Genomic DNA, 23,172 nt, shown 5'->3' on the forward strand with positions numbered 1-23,172 from the left:
ACGGCCTAGGATGGCCGGGTGACGACTCCAGCCGCTTCCTCCCAGAACACCGACCGCGCGGACGCCCTGCCCGCCTCCTGGAATCCAGGTGAGGTGGAGGGCGAGTTGTATCAGCGCTGGGTGGACGCGGGGTACTTCGAGGCCGACGCGTCCAGTGACAAGCCCGCGTACTCGGTGGTCCTGCCCCCGCCCAACGTCACCGGCAGCCTGCACATGGGCCATGCGCTCGACCACACGCTCATGGACGTGCTCACGCGGCGTAAGCGCATGCAGGGGTACGAGGTGCTCTGGCTGCCGGGCATGGATCACGCCGGCATCGCCACGCAGACCCTCGTGGACCGCAAACTCCGCGAGGAGGGGATCGACCGGCACGAGATCGGTCGCGAGGCCTTCATCGAGAAGGTCTGGGAGTGGAAGCGTGAGTCCGGCGGCACGATCGGTGAGCAGATGCGTCGCCTGGGTGACGGCGTGGACTGGTCCCGCGAGCGCTTCACCCTCGACGAGGGCCTGTCCCGCGCCGTGCAGACGATCTTCAAGGAGCTCTACGACAAGGGGTTGATCTACCGCGCGGAGCGGCTGGTCAACTGGTCGCCCACGCTCCAGACCGCGATCTCCGACATCGAGGTCAAGTACGCCGACGTCGAGGGCGAGCTGGTCAGTTTCCGCTACGGCGCGATGGACGACTCCGAGCCGCACCTGGTCGTGGCCACGACCCGTCTCGAGACGATGCTCGGTGACACCGCGATCGCCGTCCACCCGGACGACGAGCGCTACGCGCATCTGGTGGGCACCGAGATCCCGCATCCGTTCCGCGACGGCTGGACCATGCGTGTGGTCGCGGACGACTACGTGGACCCCGAGTTCGGCACGGGCGCCGTCAAGGTGACCCCCGCGCACGACCCCAACGACTTCGCCATCGGTCAGCGGCACGGGCTCGAGATGCCCACGATCATGGACGCGACGGGGCACATCGCCGGCACCGGCACCCGCTACGACGGCATGGACCGCTTCGAGGCGCGTCAGGCGATCCGTGAGGACCTGGCGGCGCAGGGGCGGATCGTCAAGGAGATCCGGCCGTACCTGCACTCAGTCGGACACTCGGAGCGCTCGGGGGAGCCGATCGAGCCCCGGCTGTCCCTGCAGTGGTGGGTCCGTGTGGAGGAGCTGGCGAAGATGGCCGGCGACGCGGTCCGCCACGGGGACACGGTGATCCACCCGACGAGCCAGGAACCGCGGTGGTTCGACTGGGTCGACGACATGCACGACTGGTGCATCTCGCGCCAGCTCTGGTGGGGCCACCGGATCCCGATCTGGTACGGACCGGAGGGCGAGGTCGTCTGCGTGGGACCGGACGAGCAGGCGCCCGCCGGGTACACGCAGGAGGACGACGTCCTCGACACGTGGTTCTCCTCGGCGCTGTGGCCGTTCTCCACGATGGGCTGGCCCGGGCGCACCGCGGACCTGGAGCGCTTCTACCCGACGTCGGTGCTGGTCACGGGGTACGACATCCTGTTCTTCTGGGTCGCCCGGATGATGATGTTCGGCACGTTCGTCGGGCAGACCCTGACCGGCGAGAAGGCGGCGCCGGGCAAGGTCCCGTTCACCGACGTCTTCCTCCACGGGTTGGTCCGCGACGAGCACGGGCAGAAGATGTCCAAGTCCAAGGGCAACGGCATCGACCCGCTGGACTGGGTCGACCGTTTCGGCGCCGATGCGCTGCGCTTCACCCTGGCCCGCGGCGCCAACCCCGGCGGCGACCTGTCGGTGGGCGACGACTCGGCGCAGGCCTCGCGCAACTTCACGACGAAGCTGTTCAACGCCACCCGGTTCGCGCTCATGAACGGGGCGAAGGTGGGCGTGCTCCCCGCCGCCGCCGATCTCACCGATGCGGACCGGTGGATCCTGCACCGGCTGGGCCAGGTGCGCGAGACGGTCGACCACTCGCTGGAGCGGTACGAGTTCTCCAAGGCGTGCGAGGCGCTCTACCACTTCGCGTGGGACGAGGTCTGTGACTGGTACCTCGAGCTCGCGAAGGTCCAGTTCGGGAACGACGACGAGTCCCGCGCCTCGGAGCGGGCCGAGCGGACACGCCTGGTGCTGGGCCACGTCCTGGACGTTCTCCTGCGCATGCTCCACCCGGTCGTGCCCTTCGTCACCGAGACCCTCTGGACGGCGCTGACGGACGGGGAGTCGCTCGTGATCGCGCAGTGGCCGGGCGACGTGGTCCCGGCCGACGACGCCGCGGAGGCGGTCCGTCGGGTGGCCGACGCGCAGACGCTGGTGACGGAGATCCGGCGGTTCCGTTCCGACCAGGGGCTCAAGCCCGGCCAGCGGGTGCCGGCGCGGATGGGTGGGGTGGAGGCCGCCGACCTCCCGACCGACCTCCTCGACCAGGTGGCCTCGTTGGCCCGGCTCACCCCGGCAGCCGATGATTTCACGGCCACCGCCTCACTGGAGGTCCGGCTCGGTCTGTCGACGGTGGAGGTCGAGATCGACACGTCGGGCACGATCGACCTGGCGGCCGAGCGCCGTCGGCTGGAGAAGGACCTCGCCGCGGCCCACAAGGAGCTCGAGACCACCGGCGCCAAGCTCGGGAACGAGGCGTTCCTGGGCAAGGCGCCCGACCACGTGGTCGACAAGATCCGCGCCCGACGCGACCTGGCGGAGGCGGAGGTCGCCCGGATCACCGCCCGCCTCGAGGCGATGCCCGCGGGGAGTGGCTCCGCGTGAGTGACCGCAAGTGGCTCCCGCCCCATGACCCGGAGGAGGGGTGGGACACCCCGACCGAGGAGGACGTCGCCGAGATGCTCGGCGAGGACGGGCTGGTGTCGGGCGTCCCGCTCGGGGGTCCGATCCCGGGCGACGAGGAGAACGACGGCGAGGACCACCTGCCGCCGCGCCCGATCCCCGAGGTGGGCAGCCCCGAGTGGCAGGCCGACACCGCGGAGCTCGCCGCGGTCGAGGAGGAGCTGGCCACCCGGTGGCCGGAGTCGCGCCTCGAGCCGAGCCTGGACCGGATCGCCGAGCTGACCTCGATCCTCGGCGACCCGCAGCACGCGTACCCGGTGGTGCACGTCGCCGGCACCAACGGCAAGACCTCGGTCACCCGCATGATCGACGCCCTGCTGCGGGCGCTCCACCAGCGCACCGGGCGCAACTCGAGCCCCCATCTGCAGAGTGTGACCGAGCGCATCGCGATGGACGGCGAGCCGATCACCGCGCGCACCTTCGTCGACACCTACCGGGAACTGCAGCCCTACCTGGAGCTGGTGGATCAGCGGTCCGAGGCGTCCGGCGGGCCGCGGATGAGCTACTTCGAGGTGCTCACGGCCATGGCGTTCGCCGCGTTCGCCGACGCCCCGGTCGACGTCGCCGTCATCGAGACGGGGATGGGCGGCACCTGGGACGCCACCAACGTCGTGCGCCCGGCGGTCTCGGTGATCACACCGGTGGGGTTGGACCACACCGAGTACCTCGGCGAGGATCTCGCCACGATCGCGGGGGAGAAGGCGGGCATCATCCAGCCCGGTCCGCAGGACGACCTGCTGCCCCGGGACCCGGTCGCCGTGATCGGTCGCCAGGAACCCGAGGCCATGGAGGTGCTGATCCGCCGCGCCGTCGAGGTCGGGGCCGTCGTGGCCCGCCTCGGTTCCGAGTTCGACGTCGTGGAGCGGCGACTGGCCGTGGGCGGTCAGCAGCTCACCCTGCGCGGGCTCGGGGGCGAGTACCCCGAGGTGTTCCTGCCCCTGTTCGGGGAGCACCAGGCGGAGAACGCGGCGACCGCCCTGGCCGCGGTCGAGGCGTTCTTCGGTGCGGGGCCGGACCGGGCGTTGGACCCGGAGCTGATCCGGGCGGGTTTCGCCGCGGTCGACAACCCGGGTCGCCTCGAGCGGCTCAGTTCCAGCCCCACCGTCCTGGTCGACGCCGCCCACAACGGGCACGGCGGTCGCGCGCTCGCCGAGGCGATCACCTCGGAGTTCGACTTCAAGCGGTTGGTCGCCGTGGTCGCCATGCTCGACGGTAAGGACGCCGACGCCTTCCTCGCCGCGTTGGAGCCGGTGGTGGAGGAGGTCGTGGTCACCCGGTCGGCGTCCCCGCGGGCGATGGGGCTCGACGACCTCGCGCGGATCGCGGAGGAGCGCTTCACGGCCCAGCGCGTCCACGTGGTGGAGACGCTGCCCGACGCGGTCAGCGCCGCCCTCGACCTCGTGGGGGTCCCGGACCCGACCGCCGACGACGACGTCTCCGGCGTCGGGGTCCTCATCACCGGATCGGTCGTCACCGCCGGCGCCGCCCGCAGTCTGTTCGGAAAGGACGCACAGTGACCGACCCGACCCCCGGACCCCGGGGCGCCGCCCACGAACCGTCGGTCGACCCGTGGAAGGGTCTGCGCGGCATCATGGCGGGCACATTGGTCCTCGAGGCGATCGTGATCGGTCTGGTGCTCACGGTGATCGCCCGGCTCGACGACGGCGCGCACTTCCAGCCGTGGAAGGTGTGGTTCGTCAGTCTGTTGGCCATCGCGATGATCGTGGCCAGCGGGCTCCAGCGCAGGCCCTGGGCCATCCCCATGAATCTGACGCTGGCCGCCCTGGCCGTGGCCGGCTGGGCGGTGCACTGGTCGATGGGTGTCTGCGGACTGTTGTTCGCGGCGGTGTGGGCCTACATCCTGTTCCTGCGCCGGGACCTGGCGGGACGGATGGCCGGGGGTTACCTGCCCAGCCAGCACGACTGAACGGCCCGCCGGGAGTCGGGGGTGGTGTGAGTGCTTGTAGCATTGCCGCCGTGACCGAGAGAACCTTCTTCCTCATCAAGCCCGACGGAGTCGAGCGCGGCCTGACCGGCACCATCCTGTCCCGTATCGAGGCCAAGGGGCTCAGGATAGTGGCGATGGACATGCGGCGGGTCCCGCAGGAGACCGCGGCGGAGCACTACGCGGAGCACGCCGAGCGCCCGTTCTACGGCTCCCTGCTGGAGTTCATCACCTCGGGCCCGGTCGTGGCGGGCGTTCTCGAGGGCCCCCGTGCGATCGCCGCGTGGCGTCAGCTCGCGGGCGGCACCGACCCCGTCGAGAAGGCGGCCCCGGGTTCCATCCGCGGCGACTACGGCCTGGAGACCCAGCTCAACCTGGTCCACGGTTCGGATTCCGAGGAGTCCGCGGCGCGCGAGATCGCCCTCTGGTTCCCCGGCCTCTAGACCGCGGCGTCCCCCGCGGCGACCGCGCCGCCCCTGCGCCCGTCGGCCCCGCCGACGGGCGCATCGCCATTTGGTGGTGCCCGGACGGCGACGCCCGGACGTTCGGTGTGGGACAATGGGGCCAGCCCATCCTGGCGAGTGGACCACCAGTCCGCCCCGGAACGGGCGCCCGCCACCCGCGGACCGGTTCGTCCCGGTATCGCGGACCACAAGACGTAGCCCCGCCACGGCGGGGCCGAGACCAGAAGACGCCCGACCCCGTGCGGCGGCGTGGGTCACCGGTTTCCCGGTGACGTGATCGCGCCCGGAGTCCGGCCGGAGGAGACACGTGTCGGATCCGAACCTGACCATCGACGACCTCGCCGCGCTGCCCGAGAGGATGCGCGCACACGCCGCGGCCAAGGCCGTGGGCATGACCAGCAAGGAGTTCCTGGCCGCGATGGCCGGGATCGGGGTCGAGATCAAGAGCGCCCAGTCCGGCGTGACCCGCGAGGTGCTGCTGACCTGGTTCAACAGTCGCTCCGGAGACGCCGGTGGAGGCGCCGGTGAGCAGGCCCCCGCCGCCGCCGGGGAAGGCGCGGCCGCGCAGGCCCCCGCCGCGGACACCGCTGCGCCCGCCCAGAAGGCGCCGCGCAAGGCCGCGGCGAAGAAGGCCGCCGCCAAGAAGAGCCCGGCCCGCCGGACCACCGCCGAGAAGACCGCGGAGAAGGCCACGGTAGCGGAGAAGCGCGCCGCGCGGACCGCTGACGAGACCACCCCCGCCGGGACCGACCCCGCCGACGTCCCGGCCACCACCCGGGGCGCCGACGCCGGGGACGCGGGGTCCGGGGGCGGAGCCGACGCGAGGAAGCGTCCGCCGCTTCCCGAGATCGCGATCGTCACCGGTGAGGTGGGCTCCGCCGAGCCCGGGAACCGCCGGCGCCGCTCCACCGCGACCCCCTCGTTCTCACCCCTGTTCCTCTCGCCCGAGGACACCGCCGCCGCGGCCGCGGAACAGGCGCCCTCGCGCCGCCGCCGCGCCGAGCAGGCCGAGCAGTCCCGGCGGGCCGACGCCGACACGGACCGGGCCACCGTGGAGCCCGGCTCCCGCGGGGACCGGACCGCTGAGCAGCCCGACGGGTCCGACTCCGGCGGCGACCGGTCCGCTGAGCAGTCCGACTCCGGTGGCGACCGGTCCACTGACCAGTCCGACACCGGCGAGGGCGGCGCCCGGCGCCGTCGGCGCGGTCGCCGTGGCCGTGGCCGCGGTCGCGGTGAGGGCGGCGACGAGCAGAACGGCCAGGGCATCGATACCGTCACCGACGGCGACGCGGACTCCGACACGGTGTCCGGGGCCGCCCGGGACACCGGTGCGGCCGACGACGCGGACGCACCCGACAGCGACGCCGCGGGCCGGGGTCGCGGGTCCGGTCGCGACCACGCGGACGACTCCGACGGCCCCACGGCCGACGACGCCGGCGGGCAGGACGACACGGGAGACGACGACGGGGACGAGTCGGACGACTCCACGGGTGCTCCGTCGGGCTCGAGGCGGCGTCGCCGTCGTCGTCGTCGCAACGGTGGTGCCGGGACCGACGAGTCCCAGGCCTCCAGCGACGACCCGCCCCACACCGAGGTCCACGAGCGCGACGCGCGCCGTCGCTCCGGACGCGGGGGCCAGGCCTCCGGCACCTCCGCCGACGAGGTCCAGGGCATCACCGGCTCCACCCGCCTCGAGGCCAAGCGTCAGCGTCGGCGCGACGGCCGCGAGGCCGGGCGTCGCCGTCAGCCCATCCTGTCCGAGGCCGAGTTCCTCGCCCGCCGCGAGGCCGTCGACCGCGTCATGGTGGTGCGCGAGAAGCAGCGCGCCGACGGTCGGGGTCTCATGACCCAGGTCGGCGTCCTCGAGGACAAGGTCCTCGTCGAGCACTTCGTCACGACCGAGTCCGCCCGCTCGATGGTCGGCAACGTCTACCTCGGCCGCGTGCAGAACGTGCTGCCCAGCATGGAGGCGGCGTTCGTCGACATCGGACGCGGCCGCAACGGCGTGCTCTACGCCGGCGAGGTCAACTGGGAGGCCGCCGGGCTCGGCGGCAAGGCCCGGCGGATCGAGCAGGCCCTCAAGTCCGGCGACATGGTGCTGGTCCAGGTGACCAAGGACCCCGTCGGGCAGAAGGGCGCCCGCCTGTCGACGCAGATCTCCCTGGCCGGGCGGTTCCTCGTCTATGTCCCGGACGGCAACTCGACCGGCATCTCCCGCAAACTGCCCGACACCGAGCGCCGCCGCCTGAAGGGGATCCTCAAGGAGGTCGTCCCCGAGGGCTCCGGCGTCATCATCCGCACCGCGGCCGAGGGGGTCAGCGCCGAGGAGATCGGCCGCGACGTCGAGCGGCTCGCCGCGCAGTGGTCCGAGATCTCCGAGGCGGCCGCCAAGCGCACCGACTCCGGATCCGGCACGCCCGTCGCGCTGTACGAGGAGCCCGACCTGCTCGTCAAGGTCGTCCGCGACCTGTTCAACGAGGACTTCTCCAAGCTCGTCATCCAGGGCGAGACGTCCTGGAACACGGTCCACGACTACGTCTCGCGCGTGGCGCCCGAGATGGTCGAGCGGCTCGAACGTCACGACAACCCCGACGTGGACGTCTTCGCGACCCACCGGGTGGACGAGCAGTTGGCCAAGGCGCTCGACCGCAAGGTGTGGCTGCCCTCGGGTGGCTCCCTGGTGATCGACCGCACCGAGGCCATGACCGTCATCGACGTCAACACCGGCAAGTACACCGGCTCCGGCGGCAACCTCGAGGAGACCGTCACCAAGAACAACCTCGAGGCCGCCGAGGAGATCGTGCGTCAGCTGCGCCTGCGCGACGTGGGCGGCATGGTGATCATCGACTTCATCGACATGGTCCTCGAGGCCAACCGCGACCTCGTCCTGCGGCGCCTCACCGAGGCGCTCGGGCGTGACCGCACCCGCCACCAGGTCTCCGAGGTCACCTCGCTCGGCCTGGTCCAGCTCACCCGGAAGAAGCTCGGTACCGGCCTCGTCGAGGCGTTCTCCACGCCGTGCGAGCACTGCCAGGGCCGCGGCCTCGTCATCCACGCGGACCCGCTGCACACCGAGTCGCACAACGCCGACGAGCCGGGCGCACGGCGCGGTCGTCGCAAGGGCGGCAACGGCAAGGCCGGCGAGTCCGAGTCGGCCGCTCCCAAGCAGGCCCCGCGCAAGGACGGCCCCGCGCCCGCCGCGCACCCGGCCGCACTGGCGATCGCCCGGCAGAACGCCGAGAGCCAGGACGGAGAGCCCGACACGGGCGGCGGTGAGCCCGCCGCCGGAGCCGGTGAGCCCGCCGCCGAGACCCCCGGCACGCCGACGGGGGAGAAGGACGGTCGCGCCACCGAGGCCCCTGCACCGGTGGTGGTGACCGCCCCGCCGACCGGGGCCCCCGCGGGCGGGGCGGCTCCCGACGCCGCCTCGGCGGCGGCAGAGTCCGACACGCCCGCGCAGGCACCCCGGCCGGACGAGGCCGACTCGTCGGACGCCGTGGGCACCACCCGGCCCCCGCGTCGTCGCCGCGCGTCGCGCCGCGCGGCCGACAACGCCCCCGCCCCGGAGACCGCGGCGGAGGACACCGCCGCGGCAGAGGTCGTCGAGACGCCGCAGGCCGAGTCCGCCGTCGTCGCCGAGGCGGACACGGCGGTGGCCGAGGTCGACGCCACGTCCACGACCGAGACCGCGGACGCCTCGTCCACCGGCACCACGTCCGGCCGACGGCCCCGGCGCCGGTCCACCCGCCGCGAGGCGGGGGCGGCCACGGCGGACGCGGCAGCGACGCCCCCGGCACCCGCCCCCGAGGCGAGCCCTCCGGCCGGGCCCCCGGCGGGAGTGGAGGCGGCGCCGCTGGCCCAGGCGCCGACCGCCGTGGTCGCCGAGCCACGCAAGCGTCCCGCGAGGCGGCGCGCCACGCGATCGACGACCGCCCCCACGGGCGACTGAAGACACCGGGTCGCGGACCCGGCGGCACGGTCGGTTTGACCTGCTGTGCCGCCGGACCGTAACCTTGACAGGTCGCTCGTCGCGGCGCTATGTCGCCGCGCGAGGAGTCGCGGGCAGGGTCCACACGGACCCCGAGCCCTCCGAACTCCGACCGGCGTGAGCCGGCGAGCATGAGAGAACACCGCACACCAGGTGCGGTCGCCCCGGCGGCCGCACACCCGAGAAGCAAGGGGAAGCCCTCGATGTACGCGATCGTCAAGACCGGCGGCAAGCAGTACAAGGTCGCCGAAGGGGACCACGTCAAGGTCGAGAAGATCGAGGGCGAGGCCGGAACCTCCGTGTCGCTGTCCCCGATCCTCGTGGTGGACGGCGCGTCCGTCACCTCCGACGCCGACGCACTGGCCAAGGTCACCGTCTCCGGCGAGATCGTCGAGCAGACCAAGGGTCCCAAGATCCGGATCCACAAGTTCAAGAACAAGACCGGGTACCACAAGCGTCAGGGCCACCGTCAGAAGCTGACGGTCGTCAAGATCACCGGTATCAAGTAATCCACTCCCGGCCCCTGTAGGCCACCAGCTCAGCGCCCTCGGGCGTGCTCCCTGAAGGAGGGACTCGGACATGGCAAGCAAGAAGGGCGCGTCCAGCACCCGTAACGGTCGTGACTCCAACGCGCAGCGTCTCGGCGTGAAGCGCTTCGGCGGCCAGGAGGTCAACGCCGGTGAGATCCTCGTGCGCCAGCGCGGCACCAAGTTCCACCCGGGCGTCAACGTCGGTCGTGGCGGCGACGACACCCTGTTCGCCCTCTCCGCCGGTGCGGTGGAGTTCGGCACCAAGCGCGGCCGCAAGACCGTGAACATCGTGCCGGCCGGCGCCGAGGCCTGAGCCTCCAGCCGACCACATATCTGATCGCCCTCGGGGGCCGGGCGGGGTCTTGACGGACCCCACACCCGGCCCCCGAGAGCATTTGCGACACCGCTGCCCGTCCCCGCCCACCATCAGGAGGAGCCCCCACCATGTCGAGATTCGTCGACCGCGTCGTCCTCCACCTCGCGGCGGGTGACGGCGGCCGCGGCTGCACGTCCGTGCACCGCGAGAAGTTCAAGCCGCTCGGCGGCCCCGACGGCGGCAACGGTGGTGACGGGGGCGACGTCATCCTCGTCGTGGACCCGCAGGTTCACACGCTGCTCGACTTCCACTTCCGGCCCCACGCCCGCGCCGGAAAGGGGCAGCCCGGCATGGGTGCCAACCGCAACGGCGCCCAGGGCGCGGACCTCGTCCTGTCCGTCCCGCCGGGCACGGTCGTGCTCGACGAGGACGGCGAGGTGCTCGCCGACCTCGTCGGCGCCGGCACCCGGTTCGTCGCCGCGGAGGGCGGAAAGGGCGGACTCGGGAACGCGGCCCTGGCCTCCCGCGCCCGCAAGGCGCCCGGCTTCGCCCTCCTGGGCGAGCCCGGAGAGGTCCGCGACGTCACGCTCGAGCTCAAGTCGATGGCCGACGTCGGGCTCGTGGGCTTCCCGTCCGCCGGCAAGTCCTCGCTCGTCTCGGTGCTCTCGGCCGCCAAGCCCAAGATCGCCGACTACCCGTTCACGACCCTGGTGCCCAACCTCGGAGTGGTCTCCGTGGGCGACGACACGTTCACCATTGCCGACGTCCCCGGTCTCATCCCCGGCGCCAGCGAGGGCCGCGGACTCGGCCTGGACTTCCTGCGCCACATCGAGCGCACCGCCGTATTGGCGCACGTCGTGGACTGCGCGAACCTCGAGTCCGACCGCGACCCGGTCTCCGATGTCGACGCGTTGGAGGCCGAGCTCGCGGCGTACCAGTCCGAGCTGAGCGACGCGGGGATCGGCGACCTGTCCGACCGGCCGCGCGTGGTGGTGCTCAACAAGATCGACGTCCCCGACGCGGCCGACATGGCCGAGATGGTGCGTGAGCAGTTCGAGGAGCGGGGCTGGCCGGTCTACGCGATCTCCGCGGTCGCCCACAAGGGCCTGGACGAGCTGCGCTTCGGACTGTACGAACTGGTCAAGGCGCACCGTAAGGCCAACCCGCCCGCGGCGCCGGAACGGATCGTCATCCGACCCAAGGCCGTGGACGCCGGGGAGTTCGACATCCGCCCCGACCCCGCCGAGCGCGGCGGCTTCGTGGTGACCGGCACCAAGCCGGAACGGTGGATCCGTCAGACGGACTTCGAGAACGACGAGGCCGTGGGCTTCCTCGCCGACCGGCTCGCCCGCATCGGCGTCGAGGACGCGCTCATCAAGGCCGGCGCCGAAGAGGGGTGCACCGTCACGATCGGCGAGGTGTCCTTCCAGTGGGAGCCGCAGACGCCGGCCGGTGTCGATCTCATGCGCACGGGCCGCGGGACGGACATCCGCCTGGAGTCGGACGAGCGGATCGGCGCCGCCGAGCGCAAGTACCGCAAGCGGGTGCGCCGCGGTCTGATCGACCCGGACGAGGAGATCCTGGAGTGACCACCGAGCGGGAACTGCGCCGTAGGATCGGCACGGCCCGCCGCGTGGTGGTCAAGATCGGCTCGTCCGCGATCACCAGTTTCCACGGCGGGATCCGGCGTGCCGAGCTCGACGCCCTGGCCGACGTCTGTCAGGCGCGGATGACCGGCGGTTCGGACGTCTTCGTCGTCTCTTCCGGTGCGATCGGCGCGGGGATGGCGCCGCTGGGCATGACGACCCGGCCCGCGACGCTGTCCGCCAAGCAGGCGGCGGCGAGCGTGGGCCAGCTGGAGCTGGCGCGGGCGTGGGGTGACTCGTTCTCCCGCTATGACCGTGTGGTGGGCCAGGTCCTGCTCACGGCCGCCGACATCGGCCGGCGGGACAGTGCCGCGAACGCGCAGCGGACCCTGGACCGCCTGCGCACCCTGCGGGCGGTGCCGGTGATCAACGAGAACGACACGGTCGCGACCAACGAGATCCGCTTCGGTGACAACGACCGTCTGGCGGCCCTGGTCGCGCATCTCATCAGCGCTGACGCCCTGATCCTGCTCTCGGACGTCGACGCCCTCTACGACTCGGACCCGCGTAAGGGCGACGCGACCGCGGTGACGATGGTCGGCGGCGAGGGCGATCTCGACGGAGTCGTGGCCGGCGCCGGGGGAGCGCTGGGCACCGGCGGGATGGCCTCCAAGCTGGCGGCCGCCCGCCTCGCCGCCGACGCGGGGATCCCGGTCCTGCTCACCGCGGCCGAGCGGGCGGCCGAGGCACTCGCCGCCGAGCCGACCGTGGGGACGGTCTTCGCGGCCCGGCCGGAGCGGATGACCGCGCGCCGCTTCTGGGTCCGTCACGCCGCCGACGCCCGCGGTGCGGTCCTGCTCGACGACGGCGCCGTGCGCGCGGTGACCGGTGCCCGCCGGTCGCTGCTGCTCGCCGGCGTCACCGGTGTGGAGGGGCTGTTCCACTTCGGTGACGTCATCGAGCTCCACGACTCTGACGGTCGGGTGGTCGGCCGCGGGATCGCCCAGTACGACTCGATCGAGGTCCGCTCCCGCCTGGCCGAGCGTGAGGCGGCCGGCGGCGCGGCCGGCCAGGGGCGCCCGCTGGTGCACGCGGACGACCTCGTCGCCGTCTGACCGGCGCGGGTCAGCCCCTGTCGACAGTGCCCTCGGTGTGGACCGGCGTGACGGTCCCCTCGGCCAGGTTGTAGATCGCCCCGACGATCGCGGTGCGGCCCTCGGTGATCGCGCGGTCGACGGCGGCGGACTTCTCGCGGATCGCGGTGACGGTCTGCCGGACGTTCTCGATCACCACGTCCTCGTAGCCCGCCTCCGGGTCGCGCCGCGCCTCGAACACGGCCGGGGCGATCCGCTCGACCACGTCGCGCAGGTAGCCCGACGGGGTGGAGTGGGAGTCGATCGCGGTGATCGTGGCGCCGACCGCGCCGCAGGAGGTGTGTCCCAGCACGAGGGTCAGCGGGATGCCGAGGACGTCCACGCCGAACTCGATGGATCCCAGCACGGAGGGGTCCACGATGTGGCCGGCGTTGCGCACCACGAACAGGTCGCCCAGGCCCTGGTCGAACACGACCTCGGCGGGCACGCGCGAGTCGGCGCATCCGAAGACCAGACCGAACGGGTGCTGCTCCCCGGCGAGTTCGGCGCGGCGGGCGGGATCCTGGTGGGCGTGGAGGCTGGCGCCGTCGACGTAGCGACGGTTGCCGGTGAGGAGTCGGTCCAGCGCGGCCGCGGGGCTCAGATCTGTGCTCATGGTTCCAGTGTGCGCCTGTGGCGGCCCGCACAGCGACCGCGCCCCGGAGGTCCGGGCCGGGCGGTACTCGCGTCGCCCGCGGTCTACCCGCCCAGCGCGCGGTCGACGCGGGTGAGGACGTCGACGCAGTCGCCGTCGATGGTGAGGGTGGCCTCGCCGTGCGCGCGTGTGCGGCCGCGGTTGACCACCGCGACGGGGGTGTCGGTGGTGACCGCGCGTCGCACGAAGCGGTACCCGGACCGGACCGTGAGGGAGGATCCGACGACGACGACGAGGTCGGCCCCGTCGACCAGGGCGTTGGCCTCGAGCACACGGTGCGCGGGGACGCTCTCCCCGAAGTAGACGATGTCGGGTTTGAGCACGCCGCCGCAGCGCGGGCAGTCGACCATCCGGAAGTCGGCGGTGTCTTCCAGGACGGCGTCGGCGTCCGGGGCGACCTCGATCGCGCCGCGGGTGGCGACGCGTTCGGCGAAGCCGGGGTTGAGGCGGTCCAACTCCTCGTGCAGGGCCCACCGGCTCTGCCGCAGCCCGCAGTCGAGGCAGGTGACCACGGCATAGGTCCCGTGGAGGTCGACGAGCCGCCGGCTCCCGGCCTTGAGGTGCAGCAGGTCCACGTTCTGGGTGATGACGCCCGCGACCAGGCCGCGGCGCTCCCAGTCGGCGAGCAGCAGGTGCGCGGCGTTGGGGCGCGCGGCCTCCATGTGCCGCCAGCCCAGGTGGTTGCGGGCCCAGTAGTGGCGGCGGAAGGCGGGGTCGCCGACGAACTGCTGGTAGGTCATCGGCGTGCGGCCGGGGGAGTCCGGACCGCGGTAGTCGGGGATTCCCGAGGGCGTGGAGATGCCCGCCCCGGTGAGGACCACCGAGCGGCGGCCCCGCATGAGCTCGGCCAGGGCGTCCGCACGTTCGGGCAGGTCGGGGTCGGGTGGGGTGCGTTCGGCCGGTGTCCAGGCCGTCTCGCGGATGCGGACCATCTAGAGCCCCCCGGGCCCCGAGGGGTCGTGTGCGCACACCACGTCCAGGGTGCCCTCCCGGCGGGCGGCCAGCCCGGCGAGCCGGGCGTGCGTCACCTCGACCGCGGCCGGTTCCAGAGCCATGGCGCGTTCGGCGACCGGGACCCACGACGGCACCTGTCCGGCCCGACCGATCTGACCCCGGTGGTAGAAGGCATCGCCGGCGTGGAGGACGTCCTCGCCGTCGTCGCCCTTCCCGCCCGCGGCCGGGCCCCCCACCCGCCCCGGCACGAACACCCCGGCGTGACCGACGGCGTGGCCCGGCAGGTCCACCAGCAGCATCCCCTCCGCGACGTGGTCCAGGGGGTGCACGCGGAAGCCCTCCCACCGGTCGGTGCCGAAGGCGTACTCGGCGAAGCGCGGCCCGTGCGCCCACTGGGCGCGGCGGTAGCGGCGGCGCTCCAGGAACCGGGGCGTGCGCACCGCCCACGTCAGGGCCTGCGCCGAGACGTGCACCTGCGCCCCGGGGAAGTCGGCGAGCCCGCCGATGTGGTCGAGATCCAGGTGGGTGAGCACGATGTGGCGCACGTCCCGCGGGTCCAGTCCCAGGGCCTCGATGCGCCGGACCGCCGTCTCGTGCTCGCGTAGGGCCGGCCGCAGCACGTGCCGGGCCGGGCCGAGGCGCCCGGCCGGGTCGGCGATGTCGGCGAGTCCGATCCCGGAGTCCACCAGGACGAGGGCGTCCGGGGCCTCCACCAGCAGCACGCGCGTCGGGGCCAGCCCGGCGAACGTCCCGCAGTTCATCTGGTGGATCCGCATGAGGGCAACGGTACCGTGACCGCGTGAGCCGAGACCGTGTGCTGGACCCGCGTCCCGTGGTCCGCGTGACCGCCGCCCCCGAGGTCGCGGCCGCAGTGGCCGGGCCCGGGGCGACCGAGCCCCCGTGGCCGTACTCGATCCCGGCGGTCGCGCAGCTGGTGGGCGACGGCCTCGAGCTCGACGATCTCACCGTGCTCGTCGGCGAGAACGGCGCCGGCAAGTCCACGATCGTCGAGGCCGTGGCCATGGCGTACGGGCTCGGTGCCGAGGGCGGGTCCGTCCACGGCCGCGACACCACGTGGAGATCGGAGTCACCGCTGCACGAGGACCTGCGCCTGGTGCGGGGCGGAGGGGCGTCCAAGTGGGGTTACTTCCTGCGCGCGGAGACCATGCACAGCATGTTCACCTACCTGCAGTCCTCCGGCCCCGAGCGGGATTTTCACACGCGTAGCCACGGCGAGGCGTTCTGGGACCTCGTCACCACGTCCCGGTTCGCCGACGGCGGGCTGTTCGTGATGGACGAGCCGGAGGCGGGACTGTCGTTCGACGCGCAGCTCCGCCTGGTCGCGCTGCTGCTCGAGCTGGCGGACCGGCGCGGCGCTCAGGTCCTCATGGCCACCCACTCGCCGATCCTGGCCTCGGTCCCGGGCGCGGCGCTGTACGAGCTGTCGGACGAGGGCATGCACTGCGCGCGGTGGGAGGACCTGACGATGGTCGACCACTACCGCCGGTACCTGGACGCGCCCGAGCGATACCTGCGCCACCTGATGGAGTGACCGGGCACACTGGACCCATGACCAGCTCCGCGTCCCGTTCCGCCCGCACCACCGGCGAGGCCCGGCCAGTCCACCCCGTGTACCCCGCGTGGCAGACGCCGTCGACCTCGCGCGCCGCCAACGCCGGACCACTGCCCGCGCCCGAGCCGGGGTTCACCCCCGACATCATCGTGGTGGGGCACGGGCTGGCGGGGCTCGTCGCGACCTACGAGGCGAGCCGCGCGGGTAAGAGGGTCCTCGTGGTGGACCAGGAGAACGAGAAGAACCTCGGCGGGCAGGCGTTCTGGTCGCTCGGCGGACTGTTCATGGTGGACACCCCGGAGCAACGACGGATCGGCATCTCCGACTCGCTCGAGCTCGCGTGGCGGGACTGGCTCGGTTCGGCCGGGTTCGATCGTCCCGAGGACCACTGGCCGCGGCAGTGGGCGCGGGCCTACGTCGAGTTCGCCGCGGGGGAGAAGCGGCGGTACCTGCACGACCTGGGGTTGCGGATCATCCCCACCGTCGGCTGGGCCGAGCGCGGCGGCGGCGACGTGAACGGGCACGGCAACTCCGTCCCGCGCTTCCACGTGACGTGGGGGACCGGGCCCGAGGTGGTCCGCGTCTTCGAGGAGCCCGTCCGCGACGCCGCCCGCGCCGGGCTCGTGCGCTTCGCCGTGCGCCACCGGGTGGACGAGATCGTCGTGGAGGACGGCCGCGCCGTGGGCGTGCGCGGTGCGACGCTCGTGCCGTGCGACTACGACCGCGGCGTCGCGTCCCCGCGCGAGGAGACCGGGCAGTTCGAGTTCCGGGCCGCGGCCGTGCTGCTGGCCTCCGGCGGCATCGGCGGCAACCCCGACCTGGTGCGGAGGTACTGGCCGACCGATCGGCTCGGCGATGTGCCGGAGAACCTCATCGTGGGCGTGCCCGAGCACGTGGACGGCCGGATGCTGGAGATCTCCGCCCGGTCGGGCGTGAACCTCATCAACCGGGACCGCATGTGGCACTACACAGAGGGTGTGGCCAACTTCGCGCCCGTGTGGCCCTCGCACGCGATCCGCATCATCCCGGGCCCGTCCACCCTGTGGCTGGACGCGAACGGCGACCGGATGCCCGTGCCGCTGTTCCCGGGCTTCCACACGACCGCGTCCATCGAGGCGATCCGCCGCGCCGGGCGGGACTACTCGTGGTTCATCCTCGACTCGGCGATCGCCGGCAAGGAGTTCATCCTCTCCGGCTCCGAGCAGAACCCCGAGCTGACCGACAAGAGCGTGAGGAAGTTCGCGTCCAAGGCGGGCAGCGGGCTGCCCCCGTCGATCGCCGACTTCGTCGAGAAGGGTGTCGACTGGGTGGTGGCGGACACCCTCGAGGAGCTGGTCGCCGGCATGAACTCGCTGCTGCGCGACGGCGAGCCGGAGCTCGACGTGGAAAAGGTGCGCGAGTTCGTCCTGGCGATGGACGGGCAGATGGACAACCCGTTCGCCAAGGACGCCCAGGTGCAGGCGATCCACAACTCGCGGCGCGTGCTCACGGACAAGCTGACCCGCCTGGCCAAGCCGCACCGACTGCTCGCGGACTCCGGCCCGGGAAGGGGCTCGGCCGCCGGGTCGGGTGGCCCGTTGATCGCGGTGAAGGTGCACCTCATGACGCGCAAGACCCTCGGCGGGATCGAGACGACGCTCGATTCGCAGTGCCTGACCCCGGGCGGCGAGCCGCTCCCGGGCCTGTACGCGGCGGGCGAGGTCGCGGGCTTCGGCGGTGGCGGCGTCCACGGGTACAACTCGCTCGAGGGCACGTTCCTCGGCGGCTGCATCTTCTCCGGGATGAAGGCCGGCCGGGCGATGGCGCGCCAGGTCTGAACCGGTCAGGCCTGCGAGGCGATCGCCAGGGGCAGGACCGCCGACGCCCCGGACTCCCGCAGGTGCCGGGCCGCCTCGGTGACCGTCCAGCCCGTACCGAGCACGTCGGTGACCAGCAGGACCGGCCCGCCCGGCGCGGTGGCCGGGCCGGTGAACGTGCCCCACAGCTGGGCCACGCGGTAGGCCGAGTTCTGCGCGGTCACCGGCGGTATCGCCGGGTCGCGGGTGAGCTCGCCGAGCGGCTCCATGCGCCCCATCCGCGCCAGCGCGGCGGCGAGGCTCGCGACGAGCCGCGGGTGCTCCCCGGTGAGCAGGGCGACGACCCCGGTGGGCCGCTCGGCCCAGCCCCACTCGCGCAGGACCGGCACGCAGGCGCGGGCCAGCCACTCGGGCGCGTCCTGATCGGGCTCGGCGAGCAGCGCCCGCAGTTTCTGGCCCAGCCCGAGGTCGGTGAGGCGCGCCAGCGCCCGGCCCTCGTCCGGGCCGTCGGCGATCTTGCCCTTGAGCGGCACGTCGAGCTTGGCCAGGCCCGTGGGCCACTGTCGGCGGGGCGGCAGCGCGACGCCGGGCCGCTCCAGCGCCTCGCGGGCCCGGGTCAGCGCCCCGGAGTCGACGTCGGTGGTGCGGCGCTCGCCCGTGCAGTTGTCGCAGCGGCCGCACCCGGGCGACGCCGGGTCGAGGGTGGGGTCGTCGAGTTGGGCACGCAGGAACTCCATGCGGCAGGACTCCGTGCGCTCGTAGGCGATCATCGCCTGCTGCTCGGCCTGCCGCGCCTGCGCGAGTCCCGCGTACCGCTCGGCGTCGTAGTGCCACGGTCGGCCGGTGGAGACCCAGCCGCCGCGGACCCGCTGGACCGCACCGTCCACGTCGAGGACCTTGAGCACCATCTCCAGCCGCGTCCGGCCGAGGTCGACGGCCGGCTCCAACGCCTGCGTCGACTGCGGACGGTCGGGCTCGAGCGCGTCGAGGACCCGCCGGACCACGTCCTCCGGCGGGAAGGCCAGCGAGGCGAAGTGGTTCCAGATGGCCCGGTCCTCGGGCCCCGGCAACAGGACGACCTCGGCGCGATCGGCCGCGCGCCCGGCACGTCCGATCTGCTGGTAGTAGGAGATGGGGGAGGGTGGCGCACCGAGGTGGACGACGAACCCGAGGTCGGGCTTGTCGAAACCCATGCCGAGCGCGGACGTGGCGACCAGCGCCTTGACCTCGTTGTCCAACAGGGCCCGCTCGAGCTCCTCCCGCTCGCCGGAATCGGTGCGTCCCGTGTAGGCGCTGACGCGGTGCCCGGCCGAGGTGAGCAGCTCCGCCATGTCCTCGGCGGCGGCGACGGTGAGGCAGTAGATGATCCCGCTGCCCGGTAGCGAGCCGAGGTTCTCCACCAGCCAGGCCGCCCGCTTCTCGGAGTCCTCGATCGTCACCACCGACAGTCGCAGCGACTCGCGGTCCAGACCGCCGCGGAGGACGAGGGTGTCGGAGGCAGCGAAGTCGTCGGGGGCCGGGGCCCGCCCCGCGAGGCCGCTCACGCCCACGCCGAGCTGCTGGGCCACGTCGCGGACCACGCGGTCGTTGGCCGTGGCCGTGGTGGCCAGGACCGGCACACCCTCCGGCAGGTCGGCGAGCAGTGTGCGGATCCGGCGGTAGTCGGGCCGGAAGTCGTGCCCCCAGTCCGAGACGCAGTGGGCCTCGTCCACCACGACCAGGCCGGCGTCCGCCGCGAGCGCGGGCAGCACCGTGTCGCGGAAGTCCGGGTTGTTCAGACGCTCGGGGCTGACCAGCAGGACGTCCACCTCGCCGGCGCGGACGGCCGTGCGCACCTCGTCCCACTCGGTCATGTTGGCCGAGTTGATGGTGGCCGCGCGGACCCCGGCCCGCGCGGCCGCCTCGACCTGGTTGCGCATGAGTGCCAGCAGCGGCGAGACGATCACCGTGGGGCCCGAGCCGAGTTCGCGCAGCAACCGGGCGGCGATGAAGTACACCGCGGACTTGCCCCAGCCGGTGCGCTGCACCACCAGTGCGCGACGGCGGTCGGCGACCAGCGCCTCGATCGCCGTCCACTGGTCCTCGCGCAGGCGCGCTCCCGGCCCCGCGAGGGCCCCCAGCAGTTCGTCGGCCCGCGCGCGCAGCGACGCGGGGTCCGACGGCGTCGGGCTGGGTGAAGGGGTGCTGTCCGCCGGCGAGGTCATGGGCCCATCGTGCCCCACGCCTCCGACACCGGTGTGCGACGCCGACCCGGCCGGTGTTGACTGAGGACCGTGACGAGCGACGGACCGGACACCGCGGAACAGGTCGAACGGACGGTCGCCCGACTGGCCCGCCGACGGGTGGGGGTCGTGGTGGCGGCCGGAACCCCCGGGGGCACCCACGTCGCCGGCTGCGGGGACACCGGCCGGGGGAGCGTCCCGGACGCCCGCACCCTGTTCGAGATCGGCTCCATCACCAAGACCTTCACCGCACTGCTGCTCGCCGACGGGGTCGTGGGCGGTCGGTGGCGGCTCGACACCCCGGTCCGCGAGCTGCTCCCCGCCGGCACCGACGTCCCGAACCGCGACGGCGTGCAGATCACGCTCCAGCACCTGGCGACCCACACCTCCGGGCTCCCGCGCTCGCCCGCACGCCTCGGGATGCGCGAGAACCTCGCCTACCTGCGCCGCGGCGCGGACCCCTACGCCGAGCTGACGGAGCAGGACGTCCTGGACGGGCTCGCGGACGTCCGCCTCCGCCGCGCCCCGGGGCGTGGGACCCCTGCCTACTCGAACCTGGGCGCCGGCCTGCTCGGCATCGCGATGACCACCGCGACCGGCACCGACTTCGGCACCCTCGTCCGCGACCGGATCTGCCTCCCCCTCGGGCTGACCGACACGGTCACCGACGATCTGATGACCGATGAGCAACGTCGACGCGCGGCGGACGGGCACCGCGGCCGCGGACGCCCCGCGGACCCGTGGCCCCTACCCGGTATCCCCGGCGCGGGCGCGCTGCGTTCCACGGCCGCCGACCTCACCCGCTATCTCGCCGCGCAGCTCGACCCGTCGCGCACCGCCCTGGCCGACGCCGTCCGGCTCACCCACGCGACCCCTCCGGGCGGGCCCCCGGGGATGGGCCTCGGCTGGCACCGGGCCGCCCCCGGGGTGCTCTGGCACAACGGCGGCACCGGCGGGTTCCGGTCGATCGCGGCAGTCGACCTACTCGGCGGGGTCGCGGCGGCCACCCTCGTGAACCAGACCCGGGGCGCCGACCTGACCACGTTCCGTCTCCTCCGCCGCCTCGGATCCTGACCCACCCGCCCGCGGGCCGGGTGGGAGCCCACCTCGTCGTCGTCGCCACCACGCTCGTCACCACCGCGCCACGGCGGCCATACTGGGGCCCATGGCGCAGACATGGAAGCAGATCGTGGCGGCCGACCCCGAACACTCGCGGCGGTACGCGCGGCGCTGGGACGACATGGTCGCCGAGGGCGTCGACATCGACGGCGAGGCGCGGCTCGTCGACGCGATGGCGCCGCGCGGCGCCCGCATCCTCGACGTGGGCTGCGGCCAGGGCCGGATGGGCATCTACCTCCACGCCCGCGGCCACCGCGTCACCGGCGTGGACCTCGACCCCTACCTCGTCGACCGGGCGCGTGAACAGTGCCCCGACGCCAGCTGGGAGGTCGCCGACCTCGCCGACGACGGCTGGGCCGCCGGGCCGTTCGACCTCGCCGTCTCGGCCGGCAACGTCCTCGCCTTTGTCGACCCCGCCGACCGCGGTGCCGTGCTGACCAACCTCGCGGCACGGCTCGCCCCCGCGTCGGAGTCCACCGACGGACGGCCCGGCAGGCTCGTCGTGGGCTTCGGACTCGACCGCGGCTGGACGCGGGAAGAGTTCGACCTCGACGCCGAGCGCGCCGGACTTCGGCTCGAGCAGCGGTGGTCGACCTGGGATCTGCGGCCCTTCGACGACGACAGCGGCTTCCAGGTCGCGGTACTCGTGCGCGCGTAGCGGCCCGGGGTGGGCGCGCCGACGGGGGCTGGTGGCGCTGACCGTCCCGCCGCGACCTCACCTGCGACGTCGACGTGGCCCACATCGGTAAGCTGACGCCCATGACCACCAGCCACCTCGACGCCCCCGACCTCGCCGGCCAGACGGACGCCGACCGACTCGCCGCGGACCCGGTCCGCGACGCCGTCCACGGCGCCGCCCGCCGCGCCCGCGCGGCCTCGCGCGAGCTGGCCCTGCTCACCGCCGAGCGCAAGAACGCGCTGCTGCTGGCCGCCGCCGACGCGCTCGTGGCCGCCGAGTCGACGATCCTTGAGGCCAACGCGGCGGACATCGCCGAGCAGATCGAGGCCGGGACCGGGGAGGCCATGCTCGACCGGCTCCGGCTCACCGCCGAGCGGATCGAGGGCATCGCCGGCGGACTGCGCCAGGTCGCCGGGCTCGCCGACCCGATCGGGACCGTCACCCGCGGCTCGACCCGGCCCAACGGGCTGCAGCTCCGCCAGATCCGGGTGCCGCTCGGCGTGGTGGGGATGATCTACGAGGGGCGCCCCAACGTCACCGTCGACGCGTTCGGGCTGGCCTTCAAGTCCGGCAACGCGGCGCTCCTGCGCGGCTCCCGCTCGGCACGCAACTCCAACGAGGCGCTCGTCGAGGTGCTGCGCGGGGTGCTCGCCGCACACGAGCTGCCCGTCGACGCGGCGCAACTGCTCCCCTCGGAGGACCGCTCGTCGGTCACCCACCTCATCCAGGCGCGCGGGCTCGTGGACGTGGTGATCCCCCGGGGCGGCGCCGGCCTCATCCAGACCGTGGTGGAGAACGCCAAGGTCCCCGCGATCGAGACGGGCACCGGCAACTGTCACCTCTACATCCACGGAGACGCCGACCTCGACGAGGCGATCAGCCTCCTGCTCAACGGCAAGACCCGCCGGTGCAGCGTCTGCAACGCCACCGAGACCGTCCTGCTCGACGCCGCCCTCGGCGACGCCGCCGTCGACCGCGTGGTGGGCGCCCTGCGCACCGCCGGCGTCACCGTTCACGGTGACCTCGAGGGACTGGTCCCCGCCGACGACGTCGACTGGGGCGAGGAGTACCTCAGCATGGACATCGCGCTCAAGGTGGTCGACGGCGTGGACGAGGCGATCGAGCACATCGCGCGCTGGTCCTCCGGGCACACCGAGGCGATCTCCACCCGCAGCATCGACGTGGCCGAGGCGTTCACCTCGCGCGTCGACGCCGCCGCGGTGATGGTCAACGCCTCCACCGCGTGGACCGACGGCGAGATGTTCGGTTTCGGCGCCGAGATCGGCATCTCCACCCAGAAGCTCCACGCCCGCGGTCCCATGGGACTCGAGGAGCTCACCAGCACCAAGTGGATCGCCCACGGTCAGGGGCACGTGCGGCCGTAAGGCACCCGCGCCCGAGCGG

General features: G+C 73.2%; 18 protein-coding genes. 14 read left to right on the forward strand and 4 right to left on the reverse strand.

What is annotated here, in order from left to right; genetic code table 11:
- Positions 1-18 precede the first annotated feature (18 nt).
- The 9 genes from RWK90_RS12275 to proB all read left to right on the forward strand — a co-directional run bounded on the left by RWK90_RS12275 (position 19) and on the right by proB (position 12,752).
- Positions 19-2,730 (forward strand): valine--tRNA ligase, encoded by a 2,712-nt coding sequence (locus RWK90_RS12275; RefSeq protein ID WP_314037908.1) that lies wholly within the window; start codon positions 19-21, stop codon positions 2,728-2,730.
- Positions 2,727-4,325, forward strand: a complete 1,599-nt coding sequence (locus RWK90_RS12280; protein WP_314037909.1) for a folylpolyglutamate synthase/dihydrofolate synthase family protein — start codon at positions 2,727-2,729, stop codon at positions 4,323-4,325. The genes RWK90_RS12275 and RWK90_RS12280 overlap by 4 nt, the downstream gene beginning before the upstream one ends.
- Complete coding sequence (locus tag RWK90_RS12285) at positions 4,322-4,735, forward strand: DUF4233 domain-containing protein (protein ID WP_314037910.1); 414 nt, start codon at positions 4,322-4,324, stop codon at positions 4,733-4,735. Before RWK90_RS12280 ends, RWK90_RS12285 begins: the two co-directional genes overlap by 4 nt.
- A gap of 50 nt (positions 4,736-4,785) precedes the next feature.
- Entirely contained in the window at positions 4,786-5,196 is a 411-nt protein-coding gene (ndk, locus tag RWK90_RS12290; RefSeq protein ID WP_314037911.1) for a nucleoside-diphosphate kinase, read from the forward strand.
- Positions 5,197-5,524: 328 nt separating this feature from the next.
- Positions 5,525-9,166 (forward strand): Rne/Rng family ribonuclease, encoded by a 3,642-nt coding sequence (locus RWK90_RS12295; RefSeq protein WP_314037912.1) that lies wholly within the window; start codon positions 5,525-5,527, stop codon positions 9,164-9,166.
- 242 nt (positions 9,167-9,408) lie between these two features.
- Positions 9,409-9,714 (forward strand): 50S ribosomal protein L21, encoded by a 306-nt coding sequence (gene rplU / locus RWK90_RS12300; RefSeq protein ID WP_314037913.1) that lies wholly within the window; start codon positions 9,409-9,411, stop codon positions 9,712-9,714.
- Positions 9,715-9,784: 70 nt separating this feature from the next.
- Positions 9,785-10,048 (forward strand): 50S ribosomal protein L27, encoded by a 264-nt coding sequence (gene rpmA, locus RWK90_RS12305; protein WP_007626965.1) that lies wholly within the window; start codon positions 9,785-9,787, stop codon positions 10,046-10,048.
- A 131-nt stretch (positions 10,049-10,179) separates the two neighbouring features.
- Entirely contained in the window at positions 10,180-11,640 is a 1,461-nt protein-coding gene (gene obgE / locus RWK90_RS12310) for a GTPase ObgE (protein WP_314037914.1), read from the forward strand.
- Entirely contained in the window at positions 11,637-12,752 is a 1,116-nt protein-coding gene (proB, locus tag RWK90_RS12315; protein WP_314037915.1) for a glutamate 5-kinase, read from the forward strand. The genes obgE and proB overlap by 4 nt, the downstream gene beginning before the upstream one ends.
- A 10-nt stretch (positions 12,753-12,762) precedes the next feature.
- Here the strand turns inward: proB and RWK90_RS12320 are convergent, their stop codons facing one another.
- The 3 genes from RWK90_RS12320 to RWK90_RS12330 all read right to left on the reverse strand — a co-directional run bounded on the left by RWK90_RS12320 (position 12,763) and on the right by RWK90_RS12330 (position 15,155).
- Complete coding sequence (locus RWK90_RS12320) at positions 12,763-13,386, reverse strand: carbonic anhydrase (protein WP_314037916.1); 624 nt, start codon at positions 13,384-13,386, stop codon at positions 12,763-12,765.
- Positions 13,387-13,469: 83 nt separating this feature from the next.
- On the reverse strand, positions 13,470-14,357 hold the full coding sequence (locus RWK90_RS12325; RefSeq protein ID WP_314037917.1) for a Sir2 family NAD-dependent protein deacetylase: 888 nt from the start codon (positions 14,355-14,357) through the stop codon (positions 13,470-13,472).
- Positions 14,358-15,155 carry an MBL fold metallo-hydrolase gene (locus RWK90_RS12330; protein ID WP_314037918.1) on the reverse strand — a complete coding sequence of 266 codons (798 nt, stop codon included), beginning with the start codon at positions 15,153-15,155 and terminating at the stop codon, positions 14,358-14,360. It lies immediately after the preceding gene.
- Positions 15,156-15,178: 23 nt separating this feature from the next.
- On the opposite strand from RWK90_RS12330, the gene RWK90_RS12335 reads away from it, so the two are divergent.
- Together RWK90_RS12335 and RWK90_RS12340 are read left to right on the forward strand one after the other, a co-directional pair.
- Positions 15,179-15,931, forward strand: coding sequence for an AAA family ATPase (locus RWK90_RS12335; RefSeq protein ID WP_314037919.1), 753 nt, complete (start codon positions 15,179-15,181; stop codon positions 15,929-15,931).
- A 17-nt stretch (positions 15,932-15,948) separates the two neighbouring features.
- Positions 15,949-17,769, forward strand: coding sequence for an FAD-binding dehydrogenase (locus RWK90_RS12340; RefSeq protein ID WP_314037920.1), 1,821 nt, complete (start codon positions 15,949-15,951; stop codon positions 17,767-17,769).
- Positions 17,770-17,774: 5 nt separating this feature from the next.
- Here the strand turns inward: RWK90_RS12340 and RWK90_RS12345 are convergent, their stop codons facing one another.
- On the reverse strand, positions 17,775-19,952 hold the full coding sequence (locus RWK90_RS12345; protein WP_314037921.1) for a RecQ family ATP-dependent DNA helicase: 2,178 nt from the start codon (positions 19,950-19,952) through the stop codon (positions 17,775-17,777).
- A gap of 69 nt (positions 19,953-20,021) precedes the next feature.
- Between RWK90_RS12345 and RWK90_RS12350 the strand changes: the two genes are divergently transcribed.
- The 3 genes from RWK90_RS12350 (at position 20,022) to RWK90_RS12360 (ending at position 23,153) form a co-directional block, all read left to right on the forward strand.
- Positions 20,022-21,044, forward strand: coding sequence for a serine hydrolase domain-containing protein (locus RWK90_RS12350; protein WP_314037922.1), 1,023 nt, complete (start codon positions 20,022-20,024; stop codon positions 21,042-21,044).
- Positions 21,045-21,135: 91 nt separating this feature from the next.
- Positions 21,136-21,747: a class I SAM-dependent methyltransferase gene (locus tag RWK90_RS12355; RefSeq protein WP_314037923.1), complete on the forward strand. Its 612-nt coding sequence runs from the start codon at positions 21,136-21,138 to the stop codon at positions 21,745-21,747.
- Positions 21,748-21,848: 101 nt separating this feature from the next.
- A complete protein-coding gene (locus tag RWK90_RS12360; protein ID WP_314037924.1) occupies positions 21,849-23,153 on the forward strand; it encodes a glutamate-5-semialdehyde dehydrogenase in 1,305 nt (434 codons plus the stop codon).
- The last annotated feature ends 19 nt before the right edge of the window (positions 23,154-23,172 follow it).

The organism is Dietzia sp. CH92 (assembly GCF_032248695.1).
GTDB lineage: Bacteria > Actinomycetota > Actinomycetes > Mycobacteriales > Mycobacteriaceae > Dietzia.

Excerpts from the sequence above, each read along its gene's own strand:
- RWK90_RS12320 (WP_314037916.1), bottom strand. The coding sequence starts at position 13,386 with ATGAGCACAGATCTGAGCCCCGCGGCCGCGCTGGACCGACTCCTCACC.
- RWK90_RS12345 (WP_314037921.1), bottom strand. The coding sequence starts at position 19,952 with ATGACCTCGCCGGCGGACAGCACCCCTTCACCCAGCCCGACGCCGTCG.
- RWK90_RS12355 (WP_314037923.1), top strand. The coding sequence starts at position 21,136 with ATGGCGCAGACATGGAAGCAGATCGTGGCGGCCGACCCCGAACACTCG.
- rpmA (WP_007626965.1), top strand. The coding sequence starts at position 9,785 with ATGGCAAGCAAGAAGGGCGCGTCCAGCACCCGTAACGGTCGTGACTCC.
- RWK90_RS12330 (WP_314037918.1), bottom strand. The coding sequence starts at position 15,155 with ATGCGGATCCACCAGATGAACTGCGGGACGTTCGCCGGGCTGGCCCCG.
- obgE (WP_314037914.1), top strand. The coding sequence starts at position 10,180 with ATGTCGAGATTCGTCGACCGCGTCGTCCTCCACCTCGCGGCGGGTGAC.
- RWK90_RS12360 (WP_314037924.1), top strand. The coding sequence starts at position 21,849 with ATGACCACCAGCCACCTCGACGCCCCCGACCTCGCCGGCCAGACGGAC.
- RWK90_RS12340 (WP_314037920.1), top strand. The coding sequence starts at position 15,949 with ATGACCAGCTCCGCGTCCCGTTCCGCCCGCACCACCGGCGAGGCCCGG.
- rplU (WP_314037913.1), top strand. The coding sequence starts at position 9,409 with ATGTACGCGATCGTCAAGACCGGCGGCAAGCAGTACAAGGTCGCCGAA.
- RWK90_RS12325 (WP_314037917.1), bottom strand. The coding sequence starts at position 14,357 with ATGGTCCGCATCCGCGAGACGGCCTGGACACCGGCCGAACGCACCCCA.